Origin of the sequence: Calditerrivibrio sp. (assembly GCF_049968475.1) — a bacterium.
Taxonomy (GTDB): domain Bacteria; phylum Chrysiogenota; class Deferribacteres; order Deferribacterales; family Calditerrivibrionaceae; genus Calditerrivibrio; species Calditerrivibrio nitroreducens_A.
Genome location: NZ_JBMFQS010000001.1, coordinates 203,048 through 227,072, shown reverse-complemented (window position 1 = coordinate 227,072; position 24,025 = coordinate 203,048). Strand labels below are relative to the sequence as shown.

The following is a 24,025-nucleotide window of genomic DNA, read 5'->3' as shown; positions in this document are numbered from 1 at the left end:
TGATCTTTACCATCTAACGTAAAAAGTAACCTCGTTCCCCTTCATATTGTAATACAGGGCATCCACAAATGTGTTTGACAAAACTATACCTCTACCACAAAAATATTCTATATTTTCCAATGCCCTATTTGTCATATTTATATTAAAACCTTCACCTTCATCTCTTATGGTAACCCCAAAAAACTCTATTCCATTTATATAATAAATTCCGTATTTTACAAAAATCTTTTTATAACACTTTTTCTCGAGCTCTCTACAATAATCTTCCAATAAATTATCCCCGATTAACTTATGCTTTTTATCCACATCTATCCCAAGATTACCGTGTTCATAAGCATTCATTAAAAACTCATATAAAGAAACAGTAACTTTTGATAGTGTCTCATCTTTTATATGCTTTTTCCTTAAAAAATCATCCATCTCTTTTAAAAATTCATTAATTTCATCCATATCTGTATTTAGCTCTTTGTTTATCTCCCACAATTTCTCAGGCTTCATCCTTTTAAAGTAAAAAATGGTAACATCATCCGAAAAAGAGAGTATGGCATCCAGAAATTTGTTCTCAAAATTATTGTAAAACAATGAATCCTTAAAATCATCGGAAACAGATGTCAGATATACATTCTCATCTTTTGAAAATGATTCCACAAGACCATCAGTAACAATAAGCATAGAATCTACATCTTTTAAATCGATACAAATGGTTGAAATATTGGAAGTGAACTTACTTATTGGGGGGTTGTTGCTTACTAATTCAAAAACTTTATTTTTAACGTCTTTTAGTAGTATGGACGGCATACCACAATGAGCATATTCACATTTTAATGAATTAAGATCCATAAAGAAGAATGATGCAGAAAGCATCTCCTCTTCAAGTAAAACTTTTTTTACGTAAGTTAAAAAACTATTTAGTGTGGTAATGAAATCAAAATCTCTATTTTCAAGACTTTTATCCACAGAATGATTCATAAATGCCACAGATAACACCGACGTTACCGACGCAGAAAGTCCTTTTCCCATTGTATCCATAATTACACCAAGAATTTTTCCATCTCCCAAGTATCTATAAATAAAAGCATCCCCACAAAGGATCTCCATAGGTTTATAAAAAGAATTGAAAACAAACTCGTATCCATTTAAAGAGAGTTTTTTCTTCTCAAGATCGTTTTTAAGAAGGCTCATCTCCTTTTTATAAGCCATAGTCTGTTGATGTGTATGATAACGATCTCTATATTTAAGTAACTCTATCTCCATCTCCTTTTCTTTGATAAGCCTCTTTTTTAATACTATTCGGCTTGATGCATCCAGAAGGGCATTTATGAGCATACTTTTAGTAATAGGTTTCTGAATAAACCTTCCTATACCTAAATTCAAAAGCTCCTTCATGTCGTTTATATCATCGGAAGAGGTTATTACCACTATGGGTACCTCCAGATCCACCTGTCTGATCTTTTTGATCATCTCTATCCCATCCATTTCAGGCATATAAACATCTGTCACTATGATATCAAATTTATTTTGTAGAAAAGCAAGTAGACCTAATTTCCCATTTTCTGCCACATGGATTGAATTAAATACCCCATCAAGGTATTTTTTTAAAACAAGAGTGGAAACTTTATCATCATCTACGATAAGTATATTAAGATTTTTTAAAAAATTTTTAAGTTCGCTCATTTAACCCCGCATTTTATTTGGTAGATACAGAACTATATCAGGGTAGACAAAAATTATCAAGACTAAAAAACACATTATTATGAATGCAGGTAAAGACTGCTTAGCAATATATCCGAGATCCTTTCCCGTTAATCCCTGGATTACAAAAAGATTGAAGCCCACAGGAGGTGTTATTTGTGCTAATTCCACAACTATCACAAGAAAAACTCCAAACCATATTAGATCTATCCCTGCCTGAGTAATAGAAGGTAGCAATACAGATATTGTAAGTACAACCATAGAGATACCATCAATAAACATACCCAGAATAATATAAAAAACAGTTAAAACAACTATCAAACCCTGCGGGGATAAATTTAATGAAGATATCACCTCAGCAATGTGCCTTGGTAAACCTATAAACCCCATCGATAAGCTTAAAAAAGAGGATCCAGCTAAAATAAGGGCTATCATAGCATAAAGTCTTGTGGCAGAGAGAAGACTTTCTGAAAATGTTTTCCAATTTAATGTCCCCTGCATAAAAGCTATCACCAGTGAACCAAGAACCCCTATCCCGGCAGCCTCCGTTGCAGTAGCTACACCAGTATAAATGGAACCAAGTACAGCAACTATAAGCAAAATAGGTAAAATCAAATTTTTGGTAGATTTAATTTTATCCCCAAAGCTATATTTTTGTCTATCTTCAGGTAATCCATTTTTATAAAAAATACTCCATAATGCAATATAAATCATAAACATTAATGCCAGACTAATACCCGGAATTACTCCAGCAACGAAAAGCTTAGCAATCGATACATTTGCAGATACACCATAAACAATCATTATGATGGAGGGTGGTATTAAAAATCCGAGGGTACCAGCCCCTGCTAATGTCCCTATAATTTTTTCTTCCGGATAGCCCCTCTTCATCAGCTCTGGTATTGTAATTTTACCTATGGTCGCGGTAGTGGCAGCGGAAGAACCTGAAACAGCAGCAAAAATAGTACAGGCTATTATATTAACGTGCAAAAGTTTACCAGGTATCTTTTCCACCCATGGGGCAACACCTTTGAAAATATCTTCACTCAATCGGGTTCTAAAAAGTATCTCTCCCATCCATATAAACATCGGAAGAGCAGTGAGCGTCCAGCTTGACATCGAACCCCAGATAGTCATAACCATGCTATCACCTATCGGTCTACCTGTAAAAAATAGCATCCCCAAATACCCTACCAATGCCAGCGCAAGACCTATCCAGAGCCCGGAAGCTAACCAGAAAATCAACATTACTATAAGGTAAATTGATACTGCCACTTCACTCATAAATCACCCTTTTTATTGATTGTTTTTATGAACCTCTGGATGATCGATAAAAGCAATAGAAACATTCCAAAAACAAAAGAAAGCTGTGGAATCCATAAAGGTGTTGCATCGGGCAGTTGTGAAATATCGTTGAATTTATAAGAAAATAAAACCATTCTTGCTGAAAAAAAAGTTAAGTATCCAACAATAAAGATACCAGCTAACATGGCAAACAGATCAAGATATCTATTATATGGATCTTTTAAATTATTTATCAATATAGACACTCTTATATGCTCATTTCTATGGAAAGTTTCTGCAAGAGCAAGGAAAAAAGATGCCGCAATAAAATAGCCAGAATAAGCATCAAGACCTGGTAATGAACTACCTATCATCCTTACAAATATGCTTAAAAGTACCATTATAAGGGTTGCCACATTAAAGAATGCGGCAACCCATAGAAATACTCTGTACAATCTTACCATATTATTTATTAAACTCTTTTATTAAAGTTTCCCCATCTTTACCAGCTTTTTTAAGCCAGTCATTGGTTAATGTCTCTCCTATTTTAGCAAGACTATCTTTAAGTTGTTTTGATGGTTCCATCACCTTCATCTTTTCGGAAAGAGTTTTTTTAGTTGAGGCATAATTTTCTTTACTCATCTCCCATCCTCTTTTTTCAGCAATCTCAGCTGCTTTTAAAATAGCATCTCTATCACTTTTTGAAAGAGACTCAAACATCTTTTTATTTACAAAAACAACATTCTTTGGAAGCCAAGCCTTTATATCATAAAAATATGTCATTGTTTCCCATGCTTTTGTATCAACACCTGTTGCAGAAGAAGAGATAAAAGCATTTACGACGCCAGTTGCAAGTGCCTGAGCAAGCTCCGCCGCCTGTATTGTGACCGGTTGAGCCCCCACCAACTCAGCTATTCTGGAGATTGTGGGGTTATACGATCTAAGCTTCAAACCCTTAAGATCTGCAATACTGTTAATCTCTTTTTTAGTATAAAGCCCCTGAGGAGGCCATGGAACTGAAAAAAGTATCTTCAACCCCTGCGCATCGAATCTTTTTTCGATAACTGGTTTTGATATTTTCCATAGCTTTGAAGCTTCATCATACCCAGTTGCAAGAAACGGCACTGCGTCTATTCCCATTATTGGATCTTCATTCTCCAATGAGGAGAATATTACTTCCCCTATCTGAACCTGACCAGTTTGAACAGCTCTTTTGATCTCACCCATTTTAAAAAGGGAAGCATTGGGATGCACGGTAATTTTAATCTTACCACCTGTCATCTTTTCCACATCATCCGCAAACTTCTGAATGTTTACGGTATGGAAATTCCCCACAGGATATGGCGTAGGCATATCCCATTTTTCAATGGCAAAACCAAAAGCAGAAAAAACCAAACAAAATACCAACGTTAAAAATCTCTTCATACTTTACCTCCTTTGCTATTTTTATTTTTCTTTCATTAGCAAATTTAGATTTTTAGTTATTTCGAGAGCTTTTTCATTGTCACCATGAACACATATTGTATCGGGATTTAGTTTTACCTCTTTTCCATTTATAGACTCCACAACCCCATCGTTTATCATCCTCTTCACCCTTGTGAGTATAATATTAAGATCACCTATCACCGCCCCACTATACTTTCTACTCACAAGCTTCCCATCATCATCGTAGTGTCTATCGGCAAAAGCCTCCTGCAGGTATTTAAGCCCCACCATTTCAGCTGCCCTTACCATCTCTGAATTACAAAGTACGACCATTTTTAAATTTCTATCAAAAGCTTTTATACCCCTTGCAATCGCCATAGCTGTATCAAAATCCACCGCTGCTCTATTGTAAAGAGCTCCGTGGGGTTTAACATGATCAAGAGGTATCGAATGTTTCAAACAAAAGGCATGTAGAGCCCCTATCTGATAAATAATATCATTTTCAATCTCTTTTGTTGAGGCATCCAGAAATCTTCTGCCAAATCCAACCAAATCTCTGTAGGATGGGTGTGCCCCAACTTTTACGTTGTACTCCTTTGCCAAAGATACAGTTTTATCCATAACAATGGGATCTCCGGCATGAAAACCGCAGGCGATATTCACCCTATCCACATACTTAATCAACTCCTCATCATTACCAATCTTGTAAGCACCAAAACTCTCACCAAGATCACAATTAAGTTCAATACTCATAACTCAACTCCACAGCAATTTTAAGTTTCCTATACATGTTATTTCTCTTACTAATTATAGCACAAGCCTGATTAAAATCTATCAATTCAAATGATATACTATCCTTCGGCCTTAGCTGGGCAACCTTATAAAGATCTGCATCGATTACATATCCAAGTATTCTATATCCACCTGTTGTCTGACAATCGTTCATTAGTATTGTGGGTTCTCCGGAGTTGTTTATCTGCACCACCCCAGGTAAAACCGGCTCGGATATAATATCATATTCAATATTCGAAGAAATTTTTTCACTATTTTTTAACCTTATCCCCATTCTATCAATATTCATAGTGACATTATATTTTACATTTAAAAAATTTTCAATATTTTTCATTCGTGGTGAAGGTATAATTCTTATTCTGGATATATCAAAATCTGGTTGTTCTTTTTTCCCAAGTCTTATGGGGCGTTTTAATCTGAATCTGTTCTCCCCAATTCTTAACAGATCCCCTTTCTGCAGCTTTCTTCCATTAATACCACCGATTCCCCCTCTAACAAATGTAGATCTGCTACCAAGCTCCAGAGGTACATCTATCCCACCTGCAACAGATAGATACGATCTATATCCAGCTTTGCTTCCTAAGTCTTTTAAAATAGACCCTTTTTTGGCAAAATATGTTTTAAAAACCTCCACAGGTTCATCATTTATACTAAAACCAAAATCCACTCCAGCAAGGACAATTATGCAATCTGATAGAAATTCATATACTCCCGCCTTCTGTGTGAATTCAAGGGCTGCTTCTCCATCAAAATTACCCACTAGTATATTCCCAAGTTCGTAGGAAAAATCATCCATCGTCCCTGACTTTGGTATACCAAACTCACCAAGTCCAAACCTACCCCTATCCTGAACGGTCGTAAAAAGACCTCCATCCAAAACTCTAATCATGACCTATCACCTTTTTAAGTTCCATATAAAATGAATTTAATATATATCCATCATCTTTTAAAATTTCATCAAACTCTTTTTTATCTATCTTTTTAAATAAAACCCCTTCTGAAGATTTCAAAAGAAACGGTTCTTTTTTTTGTTTGTCAAACAACTTAATCGGTGTTCTCCCTATTATCTGCCATCCTCCAGGGCTATCCAATGGATATATTCCAGTCTGTACACCACCGATACCAACAGAACCTGCCTCCACCAACATCCTTGGTTCTTTTTTTCTTGGGATATGTATCCTTTTGTCCAAACCACCTAGATAAGGAAACCCTGGCAAAAAACCAATAAAATATACGTAGTAAATCCGTTCTGTATGTATTCTTACCACCTCATTGAAGCTAAGCCCTGTATAACTTTCCACAAAATCCCTATCAGGAGAGAATTCATCGTCATAACAGACGGGAATTTCCTTCACTACTATCTTTACACCTAGATCAGGCTCTTCATCAGTAAAAGATTCAAAGATTCTTCCCAATTCATCCATATCAATAGCAGAATCAAATTCACAATAGGCTGAAGAATAAGCAATAATCGTATTAACTAAATCCGGAAACCTTTCTTTAATCAAAGAGATAAATCTATTGATTCTAATATTGGTTAAAATATCTATCTGTTCCCCAAGTATTATTTTAATCTTTCTATCTGAAATTCGCTCTATTATCATAATCTAAATCATCTTTTTGGGATCAAAAAAATCTTCCACCTCTTCATTTGACATTATCCCCATCTCTTTCACCACCTGTTTTACGGTCTTTCTTTCATTAAATGCCTTATAAGCTATCTCTGCAGCCTTATCATATCCTACTTTAAGGGCAAGTGGTGTTACTATAGCCATTGACCATTCCACAAGTTCTTCGCATCTATCAATATTTGCCTCTATACCTTTTATACATTTATCCCCAAGAGTATTTATAAGATTTACAAGTAGTTTGATGGATCTCAAACCTTTGTAAGCTATGAGAGGCATCATAACGTTAAGATCAAGCAAACTACTAGCACCAGCAATAGTCATGGTATGTACATTCCCCATCACTTCCGCCGCCACCTGTATTGTAGCCTCCGGAATTACCGGATTTACCTTGCCGGGCATTATGGAGCTTCCGGGCTGTAGTGAAGGAAGAGATAACTCACCAATCCCACAGCGGGGGCCAGAGCTCAGTAATCTTAAATCGTTTGCAATCTTCATCAAAGATACCGCAAGGGTATTTAAAGCCCCGGCAAAGAAAACTGTAGCATCCTTTGATGCAATCCCTTCAAAAAGATTTTCAGCCTGTTTGAAATCTACCCCTGTAAATCCCCCGATCTCCTTGATAGCAATCTTTGCAAACTCAGGGTGTGTATTTATCCCTGTCCCAAGGGCAGTTCCTCCAAGGGGTAGTTCAAATAGATATTTTTCTGCATCCCTTAATCTTCTAATGGAGTTTTTCACCTGATAAAGATATCCGGAAAATTCCTGCCCCAGTGTCATCGGTACAGCATCCATCAGATGTGTTCTACCTATCTTTATTATATCCTTAAACTCTTCAACCTTTTTTTCAAAAACTTTTGCCAGATTCTCAAGCGCCACAATTAACTTTTTCCCCTCCAGCACAAACGAAATATGTATAGCTGTGGGTATAACATCGTTGCTGGATTGCCCTCTATTAACATCATCATTTGGGTGACATAATTTCTTATCCCCTTTTTTGCCACCAAGTAATTCACAGGCTCTATTGGCAATGACTTCATTTACGTTCATATTTGTGGATGTGGCAGATCCTGTCTGAAATATATCGATAGGGAACTGATCGTCAAAATTCCCTTCAATAACCTCAAGAGAAGCTTTTATTATTGCATCACCTTTGGTTTTATCAAGTAACCCAAGCTCAACATTAGAAATGGCAGATGCCATTTTTACTATTGCAATAGCTTTTATAAATTCAACAGGCAATTGTTCTTCTGAGATGACAAAATTTTCAATAGCCCTTGCCGTCTGAGCCCCCCAATATACTTCCTCAGGTACCTTAACCTCCCCCATACTATCTTTTTCCACTCTATATCCCATAAAACCCCCTTGAAGTTTTTTATAATATATATTAAGATTATAACATAGGAGAAAGAAATGACAAATGAAAAAATATTCTCACTTCTCAGAACTGATCCCAAGTTTTTAGATCTTACAAATGAAGAATTAAACACTCTTATATCTTTCTGCGAAATCGAAAAGTTTGAAAAGGTAAATAAAATCATCAAAGAAGGTGAATTTGGAAATAAATTTTATTTTATTTTAGAAGGTGAGGTGGGCATTTCCAAATCTATATCGGATGAAGTGATATTTTTCATCTCATCTTTAAAAAAAGGTGACTTCTTCGGGGAAATGGCAATAATTACCGATTACCCCAGATCCGCAAATGCGTTTGCAAAAACCGATGTAACGCTTCTTTCCATGACCAGGGATAGTCTGTTTAGATTTAAAAATGAGCATCCATTAGCTTTTGGAAAATTTGCCTTCATATTAGCAAAGACTCTTGCGGATAGACTTTACAAGGTGGAAGAAAGAATAAAAAATATAATAAAGGCATCCGTGATAAGTGCTATAACATAATAATGTATCTGATTATACTATTATCTTCACTTCTTTTTCTTTTTCTACCCCAACTACAATCTGGTTTTAATTTTTTAGGCATCACATCCATTGCGACATTATTAATATTTAGTTATGATTACATAAAATCCGCAGAAGATAAAAAAAGAACCCCCCATCCACTGCTTATGCTCGATCTAATGCTCGTAATCACAGGAGGAATAATTACTTTTTATCTTGCAAAAATCACCGGTACAGCTTTAGCCTCCGGACTGGTGGGTTTTACTGCTTTTTTAATGGGGAGATTATACAAACAGCTACTTTTTGCTCAATTTCCGATATTCTGTGGTTCTTTTGTGGGGATGACATCCCCTGTTTTTTTCACAGGTTTTACAGAATTATTCTTAGCATCATTAATAGCAGCAATTTTATACATTTATGTCAAAAACCACTTTATAGGTTTTGGGGGTAAATTGGGGAGTATAGCTTTTACATCTGTTTTGATAATTATTTTACTTAAAATGGTCGTATATGCATGAGGTTATACTTTACATATCTTTCATTCTATCAATATCTATATCTTTTTACTTTGTTTACCATTTAGATTTTGGACCAGTGGGTGGTGCTTCCTTAATGATTATCATGGCTGGTATTGTGGAAAGAGTTATAACTATCAATGAAATAAAAACGGTAACGGACATCTCCAATGTTATGATAATCTCGGCATTTATCTCCATGAGTGGTCAGAATATAATTAGTAAATTTAAAGATATACTCATTATAAGTTTTATTGCCACAGTATCTTATACAAACTTTCTTATAAAATTTAATGGTCTCGGTGGAAGTATGGGAATTGCTGCATTTGTCACAGTGGCAATCTATTATATAATTAATAAAAAATTATCTTATTTTGTAACTATTTTTAAAATCTCGTGAAAACTCTTTTTCTAAATCTTTTTTCTTTATTTCATCCCTTTTATCATGCGTCTTTTTACCTTTTGCCAAAGCAATCTCAAGTTTCACCCTATTTTTCTTTAGATACATTTTAAGCGGAACAAGCGTAAGACCTTTTTCCTGTACTTTACCAGCCAATTTATTGATCTCCCGCTTATTTAGTAGAAGTTTTCTCGTTCTTGTGGGTTCATGATTTGTATAATTCCCCTGCTCATAAGGTGATATATGAGCATTCAGCAAAAATGCTTCCCCATTGACTATTCTTATATGGGAGTCTTTTAGATTCACCTGGCCATTTTTACATGACTTTACCTCTGTCCCCTGAAGAACTATACCAGCTTCATAAGTTTCAAGGATTTCATAATCATGATAAGCTTTCCTGTTCTGGGTTAAAACCTTCATTGGACTCCTCTTTAGATATAAAAAAAGCCGCTTTAAGCGGCTTTGGTAAAACGGGGACGACGAGACTCGAACTCGCGACCTCTGACGTGACAGGCCAGCGTTCTAACCAACTGAACTACGCCCCCAATGTATGGGCGGTGCAGGGATCGAACCTACGACCCTCGGCTTGTAAGGCCGATGCTCTCCCAGCTGAGCTAACCGCCCGATTTATAGCGTCCCCAAGGGGATTTGAACCCCTGTTGCCGACGTGAAAGGCCGGTGTCCTAGGCCAGGCTAGACGATGGGGACAAATGAGCCGTGTAGGATTCGAACCTACGACCCACTGCTTAAAAGGCAGTTGCTCTACCTACTGAGCTAACGGCTCCCCTTTTCCACTGGCCTATTCAAAACCAGCGGATGAGTCTTATATCAAAACTATTTCACAAAGTCAAGAAAAAATTTCGTTTTTTTCATTTTTTTAAAATACCTCATTTATGTTTATAGTCTCTGTTCTGTCTGTGCCAACAGAGATAAGAGCATATTTTATACCAAGGAAATCTTTTATAAAATCTAGATATCTCTTGGCATTTTCTGGAAGTTCTTCGTAAACTTTTACCTTAGATAAATCCTCCTTCCAACCTGCAAACTCCCTATAAACTGGCGTACAGTTTTCAAGTATTTTTATCTCTGGTGGAAATGTTTCAAGAATTTTCCCCTGATATTCATACCCAACGCACACCTTGATGGTATCTATACCTGTAAGGACATCAAGCTTTGTAAGGGCTAAATAATCAATGCCGTTGAGCATTTTTGAATATTTCATTGCCACCAGATCAAGCCATCCGCATCTTCTTGGTCTACCTGTTGTAGCTCCATATTCATTTCCAACTTTACGCAAACGTTCCCCCATCTCATCATTCAATTCAGTGGGAAATGGACCACTACCAACTCTGGTGGTATAAGCCTTGGTAACAGCAACAACATTCGTCAGATATTTAGGAGATAATCCAGTACCGGTAAATGCTCCACCTGTGGTGGGATTGCTGGAGGTAACATAAGGGAATGTACCATGATCCACATCAAGGAGTGTACCCTGTGCCCCTTCCATCATAATCTTCTTACCTTCGGCTGCTAATCTATTTATAAGATATGATGTCTCAGCTATGAAAGGAGCAAGTATTTCGGCATATCTAATATATTCGTCATAGACCTTCTGTGGATCCAGCGTCTCTATATTGTACACTTTAGATGCGATGGCATTAACTTCTTCCACATTCTGAAAAATCTTCTCCTTAAGCACTTCGCTATCGTAAAGATCACACACCCTTATCCCCACCCTTGCAGCTTTATCTGCATAACAGGGGCCTATCCCTCTACCAGTGGTACCAATCTTTTTGCTTCCCTTCTTATTTTCGCTAAACTTATCGAATATTCTATGGTAAGGCATTATTAGATGTGCCCTTTTACTTATAAAAAGTCTGCCGGTAAAATCGATCCCTTTGGCCTTGAGATCCTCCATCTCCTCTATCAAAGCCTGAGGATCCACCACAACCCCATTGGCAATGATATTATATTTGTCTTTATGCATTATTCCAGACGGAATTAGGTGTAATATATACTTTTCACCGTTTATCACCACAGTATGTCCAGCATTATGTCCACCTGAATATCTTACTACAACATCCGCCTGTTTTGTGTAGATATCTACAACTTTACCTTTACCTTCATCGCCCCATTGGGCACCTAATACAACTACACAACTCATAGATTAACTCCTTACTTATCTATTTAAAAAACACTTTAACTGACTCATCCCTAAGTTTTTCAGCCACTTTTATACTTTTTCCCTGATCTATAAAAACCATATTTTCATCTATATATTTATCAACACCTATCAACGACAATATCTCCTCCACATTAAAAGCCACCCCTGCAGCTGTAATCCCATAGCCAAACTTTTCCATCAATTTATCATACCTGCCACCACCACCAAGCAAATTACCATTATCAATAGATATAATATCAAAATTAATACCGGTATAATAATTAAGTCCCCTCGTTTCGCTCACATCAAACACAACCTTATCAATATCTCCCCCAATTTCTATAAACTTTTCAATAATCCCTTTTAGGTATAGAACCCTTTCTTTTAGAGTTTCTGAAAAATTTGAAAGGGAATAAATGTTATCCAATACACCCAGTCCACCGAAGGCATCTGGAAGATAACTTATAAGGTCATAAATCCCGCTGTCCTGTGGTAGATTCTTTAAATAGATCTCCATCTCTGAATAATTTTTGCTCTCTAATATCTTTAACAATGGTTGAATATCTATAAAATTTGAAAGGATATTTAAAAATCTTTTATCTCCAATAACTATTTTATAATTGTCTATTTTTAATCTATTCATCACCCTTTTAACTATCAAGAGAAGTTCGAGATCTCCAGACTCCTCATCAGCACCAAAAAGCTCACCCCCAACCTGATATTTCTCAGATTTCATACCTTTATGAATCCCCACATTACGAAAAACTCTTCCACTGTAAGACAATCTTATCGGAAGAGGCATATCTGACAGATAATTTGCCACAATTCTGCAGACCTGAGGGGTGAAGTCAGGTCTTAAAACAAGTGATTTACCAGTATTTCTATCTATAAATCTTATGATATTTTCATCTTTGAAATTAAAGGTTTTATCCGCCAATACATCATAATACTCATAGATCGGTAAAAAAATTTCAGAATAGCCATAAAGTGATAGGACATCAGATATTATACTGATGATCCTATTCATATTTTTTGCACGATCAATAGCAGATAAACTTGGCATCTAAACACCCATGTGATTTTTAAAAATCTCTTCCGCCACTTTTACACCTGCCCCCAATTCGACCTTAAGACCAAACTGGGAAAAACCCATCTCCAAAGAGGATAATGCTATAATGGTATCGAAAAAATCATGGTAACCAAGATGGGAAATCCTCAATATTTTACCCTTCAGATGGTCCTGCCCACCTGCAAAAGTCAGTCCAGCTTTTTCCCTCATCAGCTTAACAAACTTACCTCCATCAAAACCTTCCGGTAAAACTATACCTGTGGCGGAATTAGAAGGGATATCCTTCGCCAGAAGTTCAAAACCCATAGCCATAAGCCCCTTACGTGTGGCTTCAGCACACAATGCATGTCTTTTATATACGTTTGGTAAACCCTCTTTATTCATAATTTCAAGTACAGATTTCAATCCGATAATAAGACTAACGGCAGGCGTCCATGAAGTGGTATTCTCCAGCTGAGATTTCCTTTCTTTTTTCAGATTGAGATAAAATTTAGGAATCCTGGATTTTTCTGTAAACTTCCAAGCTTTTTCAGACAATGCTATAAGGGCAAGCCCTGGTGGTAGCATAAAAGCTTTCTGGGAACCTGTGATGAGTATATCTATTCCCCATTCATCCATTTTTGTTTCGTATACCCCCACAGAGGTGATACCGTCAACGATAAGCAGCGTTTCATCTCTCAATGAAACAATCTTCCCTATCTCTTCAATCGGATGGTAAGCAGTGGTGGATGTCTCACTTGCCTGAACCAAAACAGCCTTTATCTCAGGATGAGCGATAAGCTTCGACTCCACCTGCTCTGGCCTTACTGACCTACCCCACTCAATATCAATTGTTATAACCTCAAGCCCATATGTGGTGGCGATCTCCACCCATCTTTTACCAAATTTACCTGCATTTACCACAAGGACTTTATCACCTTCATTCAGCGTGTTTACAATAGCAGCCTCCATTGCCGCAGTACCACTTCCCGCAATGGTCAAAACATCCTGTCTGGTGCCAAATATCGGCTTTAGTCCTTCTCTTACTTCTTTAAATATATTTGAAAACTCAGATGTCCTGTGATGTATCATAGGCATAGCCATATCAAGAAGAACCTTTTCAGGAACCGGCGTTGGCCCCGGAGATAGAAGATACCTTTTTAACATATTCACCCCAAAGTTTCATAATATTTTAACAGATGAATTATATCTTTTATTAAACAAATTTCAATAGAAAATTAACGTAAACATTTTACTTGACACTTATCAAATAGTTGTATAAAAGCATTATATATATTTCAAAATTTTTTAAGGAGATTCGGTATGAATAAATCAGAATTAATAGAAAAGATTGCTGAAGAAAATCCTCATCTTAGCAAAAGACAGGTGGAGTTTATCGTAAATGGCGTTTTTAACTCTATAAAATCAGCACTTGAATCAGATGAAAAAGTGGAGATCAGGGGCTTCGGTTCCTTTAAAGTAAGGAAAAAAAATAGAAAAGAAGCCAGAAACCCTAAAACTGGTGAAAAAGTAATAGTAGAAGCCAAAAGTGTGCCTTATTTCAAACCAAGCAGAGAAATTAAGTTGGCTCTTCTTAAATAGGCATAATTTTATTTTATATAAAAAAAGGGGCTTTATAGCCCCCATATATCTTTCCACCACACGGGTGAAAGTTTTAACCTCATCTAAATCCACTAAATCCACCACCGCAACTACTTGAAGATCCCCCTTTTGCAGAAGAAAACGATGAAACAGCAGATATAAGCTTTTCTACATTTTCAGATTTGCAATTTGGACACTGTGCTGTATCATCCTTTTTTAAAATAAGCTTGGAAAATTGCTTTCCACAATCGTTGCATCTAAACTCGTATATAGGCATTTGAAACCTCTTATAAATATTTCTTTAATGCCTCAATATACACACCTTTTGGCTGAACACCGATAAACTGCTCAACTACCTTACCGTTTTTGAATATCATAACAGTAGGGATGCTCATAATACCATATTGGGCTGCAAGATGTTGATTCTCATCAACATTCACTTTACCTATTTTTGCTTTACCTTCAAATTCAGCAGCAAGGGCATCTATCGTGGGGGCAAGCATCTTACAAGGGCCACACCAAACCGCCCAGAAATCCACCAATACAGGAACATCACTTGACAGAACCTCAGATTGAAAATTGCTTTCTGTAAATACCAAAGCCATTATAGCCTCCTTAACAATATTGTCTTTTGATAATATATACTAATTTGAATATTTGTCAACAAAAAGGGCAATTTATGACATGGGCGCAAAATTCGCAGTTATAATCTTTTTTAAATTTACAATTGTTCACCATCCCAAGCCTGGTGAGGGTAAAATCGTATTTTAAGGGATCTGAAGAATTTATATCTCTAAAAAACTCTGTAATCTTTAATGCATTTTTTAAACTATTTGTTTCATTACTTACAATCCCATTTTTGTATGCAAACCTAAGGATGTGTGTATCTATAGGATATATTAAATCTTTCCTGTCAAAATTCTTCCACAGTCCAAAATCTATTTCGTCTTTTCTGATCATCCATCGTAAAAACATTCTAAATCTCTTTAGCCCGGAGCTTTCAGGATCAGGAAAAAGTTGAAAAAAACCTCTATCCAATGATCTTTTTTGACCAAATTCTCTACAATACAACACAAATCTCCTAAGCGCCTCCTCCAATTTGTCTGAAAAAAACAGAAAAGCCCCCTCAATGGAACCATATTTTTCATATATTTCCGAAATCATTACATAAAGGTTAAAAATGTCCTTCGAGGTTTGAAACCTATAATAAACAGCTCTATTTTCTTCTACTATATTATTAAATGGATCATTTCCGTAGTAATCGAAAAACCGTATGAGAAAATCTTTTATAAGGTTTACTCTTCCATATGCAAATAGAGCAGATACAAAGGCAACGTACTCTTTATCCCCTTTGTAACTGGTGGGAAAAAAAATAGGGTCGGTTTCAATAAACTCGACCCTATTGTAAACCTTGTAAGATCTCTCTAAAAAAAGTAAAATACTATCCCTGTTTCTCAAATGTGTTTGTTCCTCCACATTTTGGGCATTTTTTTGGCTTACACCTGCCTTCTTTTTTTTCACCACAGGATTTACAAACAAAAACAGCCATCTATACCTCCTGATTTAAGATTTTTCTATGCAATCTTCACATTCACCCTTGATTATCACGTTGTACCCATTGACCTTTCCCGGAATATTTTTCAAAAATTTTCCAAAGGATGAATTATAAATATCAGAAACTTTTTTACATTTAACACAAACAAAATGGATATGTTCAGATGTATCAGGATCAAATCTGCTACTTTGGGAATCCACAGATATCTCATTTACAATACCTGATTTGACAAGCGTTTCAAGTGTATTATACACTGTGGCAAAGGATATAGATTTATCATTTTTTCTGATATCATCAAATATTTCAAGGGCTGTAGGGTGATTTTTGTTACCATCCAGATACTCAATTATCCATTCTCTTGGTTTGGTAATTTTGTAACCATTCTCTTTTAAAGCCTGCAAAGCCATCTCTTTAAACATATTCTAACCCCTTTAAAATTATTTTCTCTCTCACTATCTTGTTATAATTATAATTCGTATATTTAAAAAAATCAAGAGGATTATAGCCACCCATATTACTAATTTTTAAAGATATCATAACCTTATTATCATTAAATCTCGGAAAGTACTGATCTATATTTATTATTTTATTTTCACCCTTTTTACTCTTCTTAATGTAATACGCTTCACCTCTTTCATACAAACTTTTCAAAAAGCAATAATCATCCTTTTCAAATCTGTAGATAACATCGGCATCCCCCTGTTCATATTTTGAGATTTTTCCAATCTCTTTCACCACCAAACCATCCGGTAGAATTACATTTAATCTTTTAATTAAATTATCCAGATCTGTTATCTCATCTCCTCTAATCAACAATATTTCATTTTCCCCTTCAACACCCACTGGCAAAGGGTAAACATAATTAATTCGAGGTTGGGGGTTAAACCCTTTTGAATACGACAATCGGTATCCGATAATATTAAAGGCATGGGAAAAGACTCTACTCACTTCAAGGGCGGATAATAATGATGAAAAACCTTTTTTGGTAAAAATTACCGAGTAGTTGATCTCTTTAAAGTCATCAATCTCTGCTTTGATCTCTATATCATACTTATCTGCCTTGATATTCTTTATTTTATCAAAATCACACACACCACATCCTGTACATCTTTCAGTTTTACAGTCAGGTATCAGTATACCACTGGAGCTTTTTTGATATTCTCCCCACAAAAAATCTTTACTTACAAGAGGATCAATATTGTCCCATGGTAGGATATCATCATATTTATATTCTTTACAAGCAAACTCTTCAACGCTATAACCGTAATCGTCGAAGGTATCTCTCCACTTACTCATATCAAAATATTCATTCCAACCATCGAAACAACACCCGGATTCTACTGCTTTTATTATGATATCGTTTAGCCTATCATCCCCTCTGGAGAAAACTCCTTCCATGACACTCTGATCGATATTGTGCATCTTAAAATTGATCTTATACCTTTTAAAAAGGTCTTTTAACATGTTGTGTTTTCTTAAAAAGTCTTCTCTTCTATTCTGTGGATGCCACTGAAAAGGGGTGAATGGTTTAGGAACAAAATTTGACACAGACGCTGTTATATCTATACTATTTTTGCCTCTAAAATTTAGTTTTAGTCTTTTCACCAGTTCGGCTATTTCCGCCACATCATCATCCGTTTCAAACGGTAGCCCCACCATAAAGTACAGTTTTGCACTACTCCAACCATTTTTCTGAGCCTTTTCAACTGCTGTAAAGATTTCATCCTCAGATATATTTTTATTAATAATATCCCTCATCCTCTGGGAACCAGCTTCCGGAGCAATGGTAAAACCAGATTTTCTCACCTTGGAAAGAGACTCAAAGATGAAATCATCTATCTTATCAACCCTCAGAGAAGGAAGGGATAATGATATTTTATCATTTTTAACCAACTCCGATAGCGATAACAAAAGCTCTGAAATACTACTGTAGTCTGATGCCGATAACGACATCAGGGATATCTCATTGTAACCTGTCTTATTTAAAAGGGATAATCCATCTGATATTATCTTCTCTACATTCTGTTCCCTCGAAGGTCTATAGATCATACCCGCCTGACAAAATCTGCATCCACGGGTACAGCCCCTTGATATCTCTATACTTACCCTATCCTGTACCACTGGCATAAGTGGTACAATCTGGTTTTTGAGATTTGTTTTGTGAGAAAATTCTGTAAAAATATTTCTTTTAACTATTTTATTATAATCTAAAATAGGAACATAAACAAAAGGGAAACTGTTTAGATATTCCAACCTATCTTTTCTACTTCTAAATTTCAAAACTCCTTCCAAAACCTTTCGAAATTCATCATCCATTTCCCCCACAAAAAACGCATCCACAATCCTGTTTAATGGGGCAGGATTGTATACGCAGGGACCACCAGCCACAATAATAGGATCATTTTCAGATCTTTCACTGCTCCAAAATGGTATTTTAGAATATTTTAACGTCAATATAATATTTGAATAGGATAGCTCATACTGCAAACTAAAACCTAAAATATCAAACCTATTTAGTGGTATTTTCGATTCAAGGGAAACAAAAAGATCCTCCCCCATAATCGTAATTGCATCCATCCATGGCACAAAAAATCTCTCCGCCACAATCTTATCCGAAGAATTTAGCGATTCATATAATATCTTCATCCCTAAGTGCGACATCCCTATCTCATATGTATCGGGAAAGGCAAGACAAACTTTGACAATGCCATCATTTATCTTCTTATGAATGCTATTAATTTCATTATTGATATATCTCACAGGCTTAGAAACCATGGTCAATCTTTTTATATAATCTGTCATCTAACGTCTCCAGGGGAATCAAATTTTCTAATGGATATGGAATTAGCTATTCCAAGTAGTGTCATAAAGGTGATAAGCGCAGATCCTCCATAACTGACAAGAGGCATAGGTATCCCCACAACGGGGAGTAACCCAAGTGTCATTCCTGCATTAACAAAGAACTGAAAAAAGATAAGCGATGCAATGGCCACCAGAAGTATTCTACCGGAAAATTCTTTAGTTTTTTGAGCAACATACAAAAGCCTGAAGATAAGAAATCCAAACAGCCCAATCATCAAAACCCCACCTAAAAATCCAAATTCTTCATTAATCAAAGCAAATATAAAATCTGTATGCCTCTCAGGTAGAAATTTGAGATGGGACTGGGTACCCTTTAGAAGACCTTTCCCGGTTATACCACCAGATCCTATGGCAATCTTAGATTGAATCACATGGTATCCAGCACCGTAAGGATCGCTCTCCGGATTTAAAAAGGTAAGCACCCTCTCCCGTTGATAATCATGAAGTTTGTTCCACATTACAGGAGTAATTACGACGGATAATATCAAAAAAAATATCAAAGTTTTTGTTTTAACCCCCCTAAAAAGTAACAATATCCCCCAAACCGCAAGAAAAACCATCGCAGTACCGAGGTCTGGCTGTAAAAATACAAGTATGAATGGGGGCAATACAAGCCAAAACTTCTTTATTACATCCATCAACCCTATCTTATTTCCATCAAAGTCGTTGTAGATTTTAGGCATCATAAGAATAAAAACTATTTTGAAAAATTCGGATGGCTGAAATCTAAAACCCCCAATATTAATCCATCTCTGAGCCCCCATACCTATATGACCGATTACCAAAACAAGTGCTAATATAACCAGACCAAGTATATAAAAGATAACATTCCACTTGATCAAATGCTTATAATTGAAAAATGAGAAAAATATGTAAAAAGATATCCCTATCAGCGCCCAATATAACTGCTTTATATAAAATGTTGAAAACTTATTGGCCGTGGGATCATATGATGCGCTATACACAGCGATGAAGCCATACAAGAGAATTGACAGAATTACACCGCTAAGATAAACATCAAAATTTTTAAATAGCCTTTTATCTACCTGAAACATAACCCAATTGCACCATTTTGTTAATTAAAGCCCCAGCTATTGGAGTAGCTCCGGAACTTCCGGCACCTCCGTGCTCCACAAACACCACAATGACGTATTGTGGGTTATCCGCCGGAAATACTCCACCAAACCAGGAATGATCCCTATATTTTTCAGGAATCTGATCCTGATTCATATTCTCCGTCTTTTTGAGCCCCACCACCTGGGCTGTACCGGTCTTACCACCAACCAATATGCCATCCACTTTTGCCCTGTAAGCAGTTCCCCTTTCCCCCATTACCGTTTCCACCACCGCATCAAGCACTGTGGATACAACATCTTTTGGAATATGCATATCATTGATCAATTCGCTATTTATCTTGTATACCTCTTTAGTTGTGATAATTTTATCAAGCAGTCTTGGCTTGTATAGCTTCCCTCCATTAAATATCCCACTTAACATAACCGCCAGCTGCAGAGGTGTTGTGGTCATATAACCCTGTCCTATAGATGTAATGATGGTCTCCCCCGGGTACCAACCCTGCTTGAAAACCTTTTTTTTCCAATCCCTATCCGGAAAATTACCTGCACTTTCCGTTGGAAGATCTATCCCTGTTTTACTTCCCAATCCCAAACCTTTTGCATATTTTACAATATTATCTATACCCAATTTTAACCCCACATTGTAGTAATAGACATCACAGGATTCTGCAATAGATTTTTTAAGATTTACTACACCATGACCATCTTTATTCCAGCATCTATAAGTAAGATTACCATAGCTAAACTCTCCATTACAGTTGAACGTAGTATTTGGTGTTATCACTTTTTCATTTAACGCAGCAGTAGCCATTAAAACTTTGAAGACAGATCCGGGAGGATATGCTGCCTCCGTAGCTCTATTAATGAGTGGTTTATCGTCATTGTGTAGTTGTTTCCATTTATCTTCACTTATATATGGAACAAAATCGTTTAAATTAAACGTTGGAGCAGAAAACAGTGTTATTACTTCATTACCATCTATTTTAAGAATAACTACAGCACCTTTTTTGCCGGTAAATAATTCTTTTGCATATTTCTGCATGTTGAAATCTATCGTAAGTGCAATATTGTTTCCCGGAACAGGGTCTTTCACGTTTGTAATATTCACAGCTTGTCCCAGACTATCCACTTCAACATATTTTAGACCATTTTTCCCCCTTAAAATTGCCTCGTAATACTTTTCCAACCCGGTCTTACCTATTAAATCCCCCGGAAAGTATATCCCATATTTTTCTATCTCATCAAGGTTTACCTCCCCTAAGTATCCAACAAGATGACTAACAGCCTCACCATCTTCATATTTCCGAGAAGTCTCAAGATCAATTTTAACACCCGGAAAATCCTGTGAATGCTCCATAAAATAAGACATCTCCTCAAATGAAAGCCCCCTTTTTATAACTATTGGCACATACGGGTATGAATTTTTTAATCTTTTTTGTACTGTATCTATATTTATATTTAACACCGTACTCAATTTTTCTATGGTACCTTTTAAATCCTTTACATCCTCTTTTAAAAGGGTAAGATTATAGCTGGGAGCATTTTTTACAAACACAACCCCCTTACGATCCATAATCATTCCTCTGCTGGCAAAAAATCTCACTATCCTTATCCTGTTGTTGTCAGAAAGTGTTTTATATTTATCGTAATAAATTATCTGAAGAAAAAAGAGTCTGATTACAATGAAGAAAATAAACATTAGAAAGACAAAAAATAACAAAGTGAGTCTTTTATTAAAAATCTTTATAATTTTATCATTTACCGTACGAAACAACAAATTTAGACTCCAAAAAAGTGTTCACAATATAAATTATTGCAATATCTAAAAAGAGTCTGATCGGGATAGTTAAAGCCATCGTTTCGACTCCTATACCCAAAAATTTTGATACCGCAACATTGTAAAATATCACAGAAGAAAAGTAATATACGAATTTTAAGAGCTGACTCTTAAAAAACATATTTTTACTTATCAATATTCGAAAGAGATATATAATTAAAAATAGTATAGAGGAAATTCCAAAATATAAATCAAGCATATAGTCATTCAACAAAGAAAGAGGAATAATATAAAAAAACAGATCCTCATCCGTAAAATCAAAGAAGATAATGATCGATAGTAAAACAATATCAATGTAATTAGACAAAGTAAATAGGTGATAAACGATGTAAAACAACAAAGATAGCGTTAATGACAAAACCATTTTAATCATTTTTACTCTTTATAACAACTAAATTTTCGATCGAGTTGAAATTGACTAACGGTTTTAAGTAAACCCTCTGGAAGATATCTGATGGATTGTTGGAATATGCATAAACTTTCCCAACCGCTAAACCTTTAATGTATAGACCACCAAGACCTGATGTCACAAATATATCACCTTTATACACCTTATCAAGCTTATCATAAAACTCCACCACAAGACCACCACTACCATCACCGCTCATTATCCCTGTTGTTCTGGTTCTAAGGTTCATGACGCTCACTTTGTTGTTTGGATCGGTAATAAGCAGCACCTTGGATCTATTTTTCACAACATCCACGATCTTACCAATCAATCCCATTTCATTCGCTACGCTATCATTTATTAGAGCCCCGTCAGCCTGCCCCACATTTATGAAAATATATTTACTATATCCATCAATATGTTTACCAACTACAGATGCCGCAAGAAATTCTACTTGATAATTATCCTTAAACCTTAATATTTTTTTAAGCTGTTCGTATTCATGCAGTTTTTCATTTAGAATTCTATTTTGTATATTTAACGCCGTAAGCCTCTGTTTCAAAGCTTCATTCTCCTTTTTTGCATTTACAAGATAGATATAATTATCGAATAAAGATGAGATACCATCATAAACTTTATAAGAATAGTACACCAAAGGATTCAATATATTTCCCAATATACCTCTGAATGGACCTCTTATTTCGGGATTTCTTATCTGTAAGATAATTAAAAAAATAAAAAACAGGAAGAAGATTAAAATCTTCTTCCATAAATCTTTTAGTCTATGCATACCTTTTTAAGTAGATCTAACTCATCAAGTACCTTGCCAGCCCCATAAGCAACGGCTTTTAAGGGGTCATCAGCCACAATAATCGGCAACCCTGTCTCCTCGGCAAGTTTTTTATCCAATCCTTTTAATAATGCACCACCTCCGGATAAAACAATACCCCTATCCACAATATCAGCAGAAAGCTCAGGTGGCGTCTTCTCCAGAGCGCTTTTTACGGCATCCACAATTTTGGAAACAGCATCACTCAAGGCTTCTCTTATTTCGCTATCCGTTATTTCAACGGTTTTAGGAATTCCATTTAAAAGATCTCTTCCCTTTATCTCTATACTCATCTCTTCCTCAAGACGGTATGCAGAACCGATTTCCATCTTGATCTTTTCTGCTGTGGATGTACCAATCAACAGGTTGTAATTTCTTTTTATGTAATTGACTATGGCTTCATCCATCTCATCCCCACCAACCCTCACAGAGTTTGCATAAACAATACCTGATAGGGAGATAACAGCCACTTCAGTGGTACCTCCACCTATATCAACTATCATATTGCCGGAAGGCTCCTGGATAGGCAATCCTGCCCCTATGGCTGCAGCCATAGGTTCTTCCACTATATAAACCTCACGGGCACCAGCCTGTATTGCGGAATCCTTTACAGCTCTTTTCTCCACCTGAGTTACCCCTGAAGGTACAGCAACAATTATTCTTGGTCTAACAAAAGACTTTCTGTTATTAACCTTTGTAATGAAATATCTCAACATCTTTTCTGTGATTTCAAAATTTGATATAACCCCATCTTTCATAGGCCTTATGGCAACAATATTTGCAGGGGTTCTACCTAACATACTTTTAGCCTCTGATCCCACAGCTAAAATCTCTTTAGTATCATTATTTATGGCTACAACAGATGGCTCACTACAAACTATACCTTTACCCTTGACGTAGATTAATGTATTTGCAGTTCCTAAATCCACTGCAAGATCATTTGAAAACATATTTAATAATCTATCAAAAATCATTATTAAACCTCCGGTTTCATAAACTTTTAAGTAATAACAGATTTTTTGAAAACTATCA

Annotated in this window: 26 protein-coding genes and 4 tRNA genes; 4 read left to right on the top strand and 26 right to left on the bottom strand. The window is 35.9% G+C overall.

Annotated features, from left to right (window positions below; all coding sequences use genetic code 11):
* Nucleotides 1-6: 6 nt before the first annotated feature.
* The 8 genes from ACP5Q2_RS01180 to ACP5Q2_RS01145 are packed head-to-tail and all read right to left on the bottom strand — an operon-like array spanning nucleotide 7 to nucleotide 8,177.
* Nucleotides 7-1,674, bottom strand: coding sequence for a response regulator (locus ACP5Q2_RS01180; protein WP_428096329.1), 1,668 nt, complete (start codon nucleotides 1,672-1,674; stop codon nucleotides 7-9).
* Nucleotides 1,675-2,976 (bottom strand): TRAP transporter large permease, encoded by a 1,302-nt coding sequence (locus tag ACP5Q2_RS01175; RefSeq protein WP_428096326.1) that lies wholly within the window; start codon nucleotides 2,974-2,976, stop codon nucleotides 1,675-1,677.
* Nucleotides 2,973-3,440 (bottom strand): TRAP transporter small permease, encoded by a 468-nt coding sequence (locus ACP5Q2_RS01170; RefSeq protein WP_428096323.1) that lies wholly within the window; start codon nucleotides 3,438-3,440, stop codon nucleotides 2,973-2,975. Before ACP5Q2_RS01170 ends, ACP5Q2_RS01175 begins: the two co-directional genes overlap by 4 nt.
* Nucleotide 3,441: 1 nt before the next feature.
* Nucleotides 3,442-4,401: a TRAP transporter substrate-binding protein gene (locus ACP5Q2_RS01165; RefSeq protein ID WP_428096320.1), complete on the bottom strand. Its 960-nt coding sequence runs from the start codon at nucleotides 4,399-4,401 to the stop codon at nucleotides 3,442-3,444.
* Between the two features lie 21 nt (nucleotides 4,402-4,422).
* On the bottom strand, nucleotides 4,423-5,154 hold the full coding sequence (locus tag ACP5Q2_RS01160; protein WP_428096317.1) for a 5-oxoprolinase subunit PxpA: 732 nt from the start codon (nucleotides 5,152-5,154) through the stop codon (nucleotides 4,423-4,425).
* Complete coding sequence (locus ACP5Q2_RS01155; RefSeq protein WP_428096314.1) at nucleotides 5,144-6,082, bottom strand: biotin-dependent carboxyltransferase family protein; 939 nt, start codon at nucleotides 6,080-6,082, stop codon at nucleotides 5,144-5,146. Before ACP5Q2_RS01155 ends, ACP5Q2_RS01160 begins: the two co-directional genes overlap by 11 nt.
* Nucleotides 6,075-6,797, bottom strand: coding sequence for a 5-oxoprolinase subunit B family protein (gene pxpB / locus ACP5Q2_RS01150; protein WP_428096311.1), 723 nt, complete (start codon nucleotides 6,795-6,797; stop codon nucleotides 6,075-6,077). The genes ACP5Q2_RS01155 and pxpB overlap by 8 nt, the downstream gene beginning before the upstream one ends.
* Nucleotides 6,798-6,800: 3 nt before the next feature.
* A complete protein-coding gene (locus ACP5Q2_RS01145; protein ID WP_428096308.1) occupies nucleotides 6,801-8,177 on the bottom strand; it encodes a class II fumarate hydratase in 1,377 nt (458 codons plus the stop codon).
* A 57-nt stretch (nucleotides 8,178-8,234) separates the two neighbouring features.
* Between ACP5Q2_RS01145 and ACP5Q2_RS01140 the strand changes: the two genes are divergently transcribed.
* From ACP5Q2_RS01140 to ACP5Q2_RS01130, 3 genes are read left to right on the top strand one after another with little or no spacing between them, the layout of a single operon-like run.
* Nucleotides 8,235-8,717 carry a Crp/Fnr family transcriptional regulator gene (locus ACP5Q2_RS01140; RefSeq protein WP_424604727.1) on the top strand — a complete coding sequence of 161 codons (483 nt, stop codon included), beginning with the start codon at nucleotides 8,235-8,237 and terminating at the stop codon, nucleotides 8,715-8,717.
* 2 nt (nucleotides 8,718-8,719) lie between these two features.
* Nucleotides 8,720-9,235: a hypothetical protein gene (locus ACP5Q2_RS01135; RefSeq protein ID WP_424604726.1), complete on the top strand. Its 516-nt coding sequence runs from the start codon at nucleotides 8,720-8,722 to the stop codon at nucleotides 9,233-9,235.
* The gene (locus tag ACP5Q2_RS01130) at nucleotides 9,228-9,632 is read left to right on the top strand and encodes a hypothetical protein (protein ID WP_424604725.1); all 405 of its coding nucleotides are present in this window, start codon (nucleotides 9,228-9,230) and stop codon (nucleotides 9,630-9,632) included. Before ACP5Q2_RS01135 ends, ACP5Q2_RS01130 begins: the two co-directional genes overlap by 8 nt.
* On the opposite strand, the gene smpB is transcribed toward ACP5Q2_RS01130, so the two are convergent.
* The 8 genes from smpB to ACP5Q2_RS01090 form a co-directional block, all read right to left on the bottom strand.
* Nucleotides 9,597-10,052, bottom strand: a complete 456-nt coding sequence (smpB, locus tag ACP5Q2_RS01125) for an SsrA-binding protein SmpB (protein WP_424604724.1) — start codon at nucleotides 10,050-10,052, stop codon at nucleotides 9,597-9,599. The two genes, ACP5Q2_RS01130 and smpB, sit on opposite strands and share 36 nt — an antisense overlap.
* A gap of 51 nt (nucleotides 10,053-10,103) precedes the next feature.
* Nucleotides 10,104-10,177 (bottom strand) — tRNA-Asp (locus tag ACP5Q2_RS01120).
* Nucleotides 10,178-10,183: 6 nt separating this feature from the next.
* Nucleotides 10,184-10,256, bottom strand: a tRNA-Val gene (locus ACP5Q2_RS01115).
* A gap of 9 nt (nucleotides 10,257-10,265) precedes the next feature.
* Nucleotides 10,266-10,340: transfer RNA gene (locus tag ACP5Q2_RS01110), tRNA-Glu, on the bottom strand.
* 3 nt (nucleotides 10,341-10,343) lie between these two features.
* A tRNA-Lys gene (locus ACP5Q2_RS01105) sits at nucleotides 10,344-10,416 on the bottom strand.
* A gap of 93 nt (nucleotides 10,417-10,509) precedes the next feature.
* Nucleotides 10,510-11,796 carry an adenylosuccinate synthase gene (locus ACP5Q2_RS01100; RefSeq protein WP_424604723.1) on the bottom strand — a complete coding sequence of 429 codons (1,287 nt, stop codon included), beginning with the start codon at nucleotides 11,794-11,796 and terminating at the stop codon, nucleotides 10,510-10,512.
* 19 nt (nucleotides 11,797-11,815) lie between these two features.
* Nucleotides 11,816-12,859 (bottom strand): ATP phosphoribosyltransferase regulatory subunit, encoded by a 1,044-nt coding sequence (locus ACP5Q2_RS01095; protein ID WP_428096303.1) that lies wholly within the window; start codon nucleotides 12,857-12,859, stop codon nucleotides 11,816-11,818.
* Nucleotides 12,860-14,011 (bottom strand): pyridoxal-phosphate-dependent aminotransferase family protein, encoded by a 1,152-nt coding sequence (locus ACP5Q2_RS01090; RefSeq protein WP_428096300.1) that lies wholly within the window; start codon nucleotides 14,009-14,011, stop codon nucleotides 12,860-12,862.
* A 156-nt stretch (nucleotides 14,012-14,167) separates the two neighbouring features.
* On the opposite strand from ACP5Q2_RS01090, the gene ACP5Q2_RS01085 reads away from it, so the two are divergent.
* The gene (locus tag ACP5Q2_RS01085; RefSeq protein ID WP_013450501.1) at nucleotides 14,168-14,446 is read left to right on the top strand and encodes an HU family DNA-binding protein; all 279 of its coding nucleotides are present in this window, start codon (nucleotides 14,168-14,170) and stop codon (nucleotides 14,444-14,446) included.
* A 79-nt stretch (nucleotides 14,447-14,525) separates the two neighbouring features.
* Here ACP5Q2_RS01085 and ACP5Q2_RS01080 read toward each other — a convergent pair whose 3' ends face one another.
* From ACP5Q2_RS01080 to ACP5Q2_RS01035, 10 genes are all read right to left on the bottom strand, one after another.
* Nucleotides 14,526-14,723, bottom strand: a complete 198-nt coding sequence (locus tag ACP5Q2_RS01080) for an FmdB family zinc ribbon protein (RefSeq protein WP_424604720.1) — start codon at nucleotides 14,721-14,723, stop codon at nucleotides 14,526-14,528.
* A 10-nt stretch (nucleotides 14,724-14,733) separates the two neighbouring features.
* Nucleotides 14,734-15,051 carry a thioredoxin gene (gene trxA, locus ACP5Q2_RS01075; RefSeq protein ID WP_424604719.1) on the bottom strand — a complete coding sequence of 106 codons (318 nt, stop codon included), beginning with the start codon at nucleotides 15,049-15,051 and terminating at the stop codon, nucleotides 14,734-14,736.
* A gap of 55 nt (nucleotides 15,052-15,106) precedes the next feature.
* On the bottom strand, nucleotides 15,107-15,922 hold the full coding sequence (locus ACP5Q2_RS01070) for a TIGR02757 family protein (protein WP_428096296.1): 816 nt from the start codon (nucleotides 15,920-15,922) through the stop codon (nucleotides 15,107-15,109).
* Nucleotides 15,888-15,995 carry an RCKP-type rubredoxin-like domain-containing protein gene (locus tag ACP5Q2_RS01065; protein WP_148223166.1) on the bottom strand — a complete coding sequence of 36 codons (108 nt, stop codon included), beginning with the start codon at nucleotides 15,993-15,995 and terminating at the stop codon, nucleotides 15,888-15,890. Before ACP5Q2_RS01065 ends, ACP5Q2_RS01070 begins: the two co-directional genes overlap by 35 nt.
* Before the next feature lie 14 nt (nucleotides 15,996-16,009).
* A complete protein-coding gene (locus tag ACP5Q2_RS01060) occupies nucleotides 16,010-16,420 on the bottom strand; it encodes a Fur family transcriptional regulator (protein ID WP_428096293.1) in 411 nt (136 codons plus the stop codon).
* On the bottom strand, nucleotides 16,413-18,803 hold the full coding sequence (locus ACP5Q2_RS01055; RefSeq protein ID WP_428096290.1) for a TIGR03960 family B12-binding radical SAM protein: 2,391 nt from the start codon (nucleotides 18,801-18,803) through the stop codon (nucleotides 16,413-16,415). The genes ACP5Q2_RS01060 and ACP5Q2_RS01055 overlap by 8 nt, the downstream gene beginning before the upstream one ends.
* The gene (gene rodA / locus ACP5Q2_RS01050; RefSeq protein ID WP_428096287.1) at nucleotides 18,800-19,918 is read right to left on the bottom strand and encodes a rod shape-determining protein RodA; all 1,119 of its coding nucleotides are present in this window, start codon (nucleotides 19,916-19,918) and stop codon (nucleotides 18,800-18,802) included. Before rodA ends, ACP5Q2_RS01055 begins: the two co-directional genes overlap by 4 nt.
* The gene (mrdA, locus tag ACP5Q2_RS01045; protein ID WP_428096956.1) at nucleotides 19,902-21,659 is read right to left on the bottom strand and encodes a penicillin-binding protein 2; all 1,758 of its coding nucleotides are present in this window, start codon (nucleotides 21,657-21,659) and stop codon (nucleotides 19,902-19,904) included. Before mrdA ends, rodA begins: the two co-directional genes overlap by 17 nt.
* A 482-nt stretch (nucleotides 21,660-22,141) precedes the next feature.
* The gene (gene mreC, locus ACP5Q2_RS01040) at nucleotides 22,142-22,954 is read right to left on the bottom strand and encodes a rod shape-determining protein MreC (RefSeq protein WP_428096285.1); all 813 of its coding nucleotides are present in this window, start codon (nucleotides 22,952-22,954) and stop codon (nucleotides 22,142-22,144) included.
* Complete coding sequence (locus tag ACP5Q2_RS01035; RefSeq protein ID WP_428096282.1) at nucleotides 22,942-23,967, bottom strand: rod shape-determining protein; 1,026 nt, start codon at nucleotides 23,965-23,967, stop codon at nucleotides 22,942-22,944. The genes mreC and ACP5Q2_RS01035 overlap by 13 nt, the downstream gene beginning before the upstream one ends.
* Between the last annotated feature and the right edge of the window lie 58 nt (nucleotides 23,968-24,025).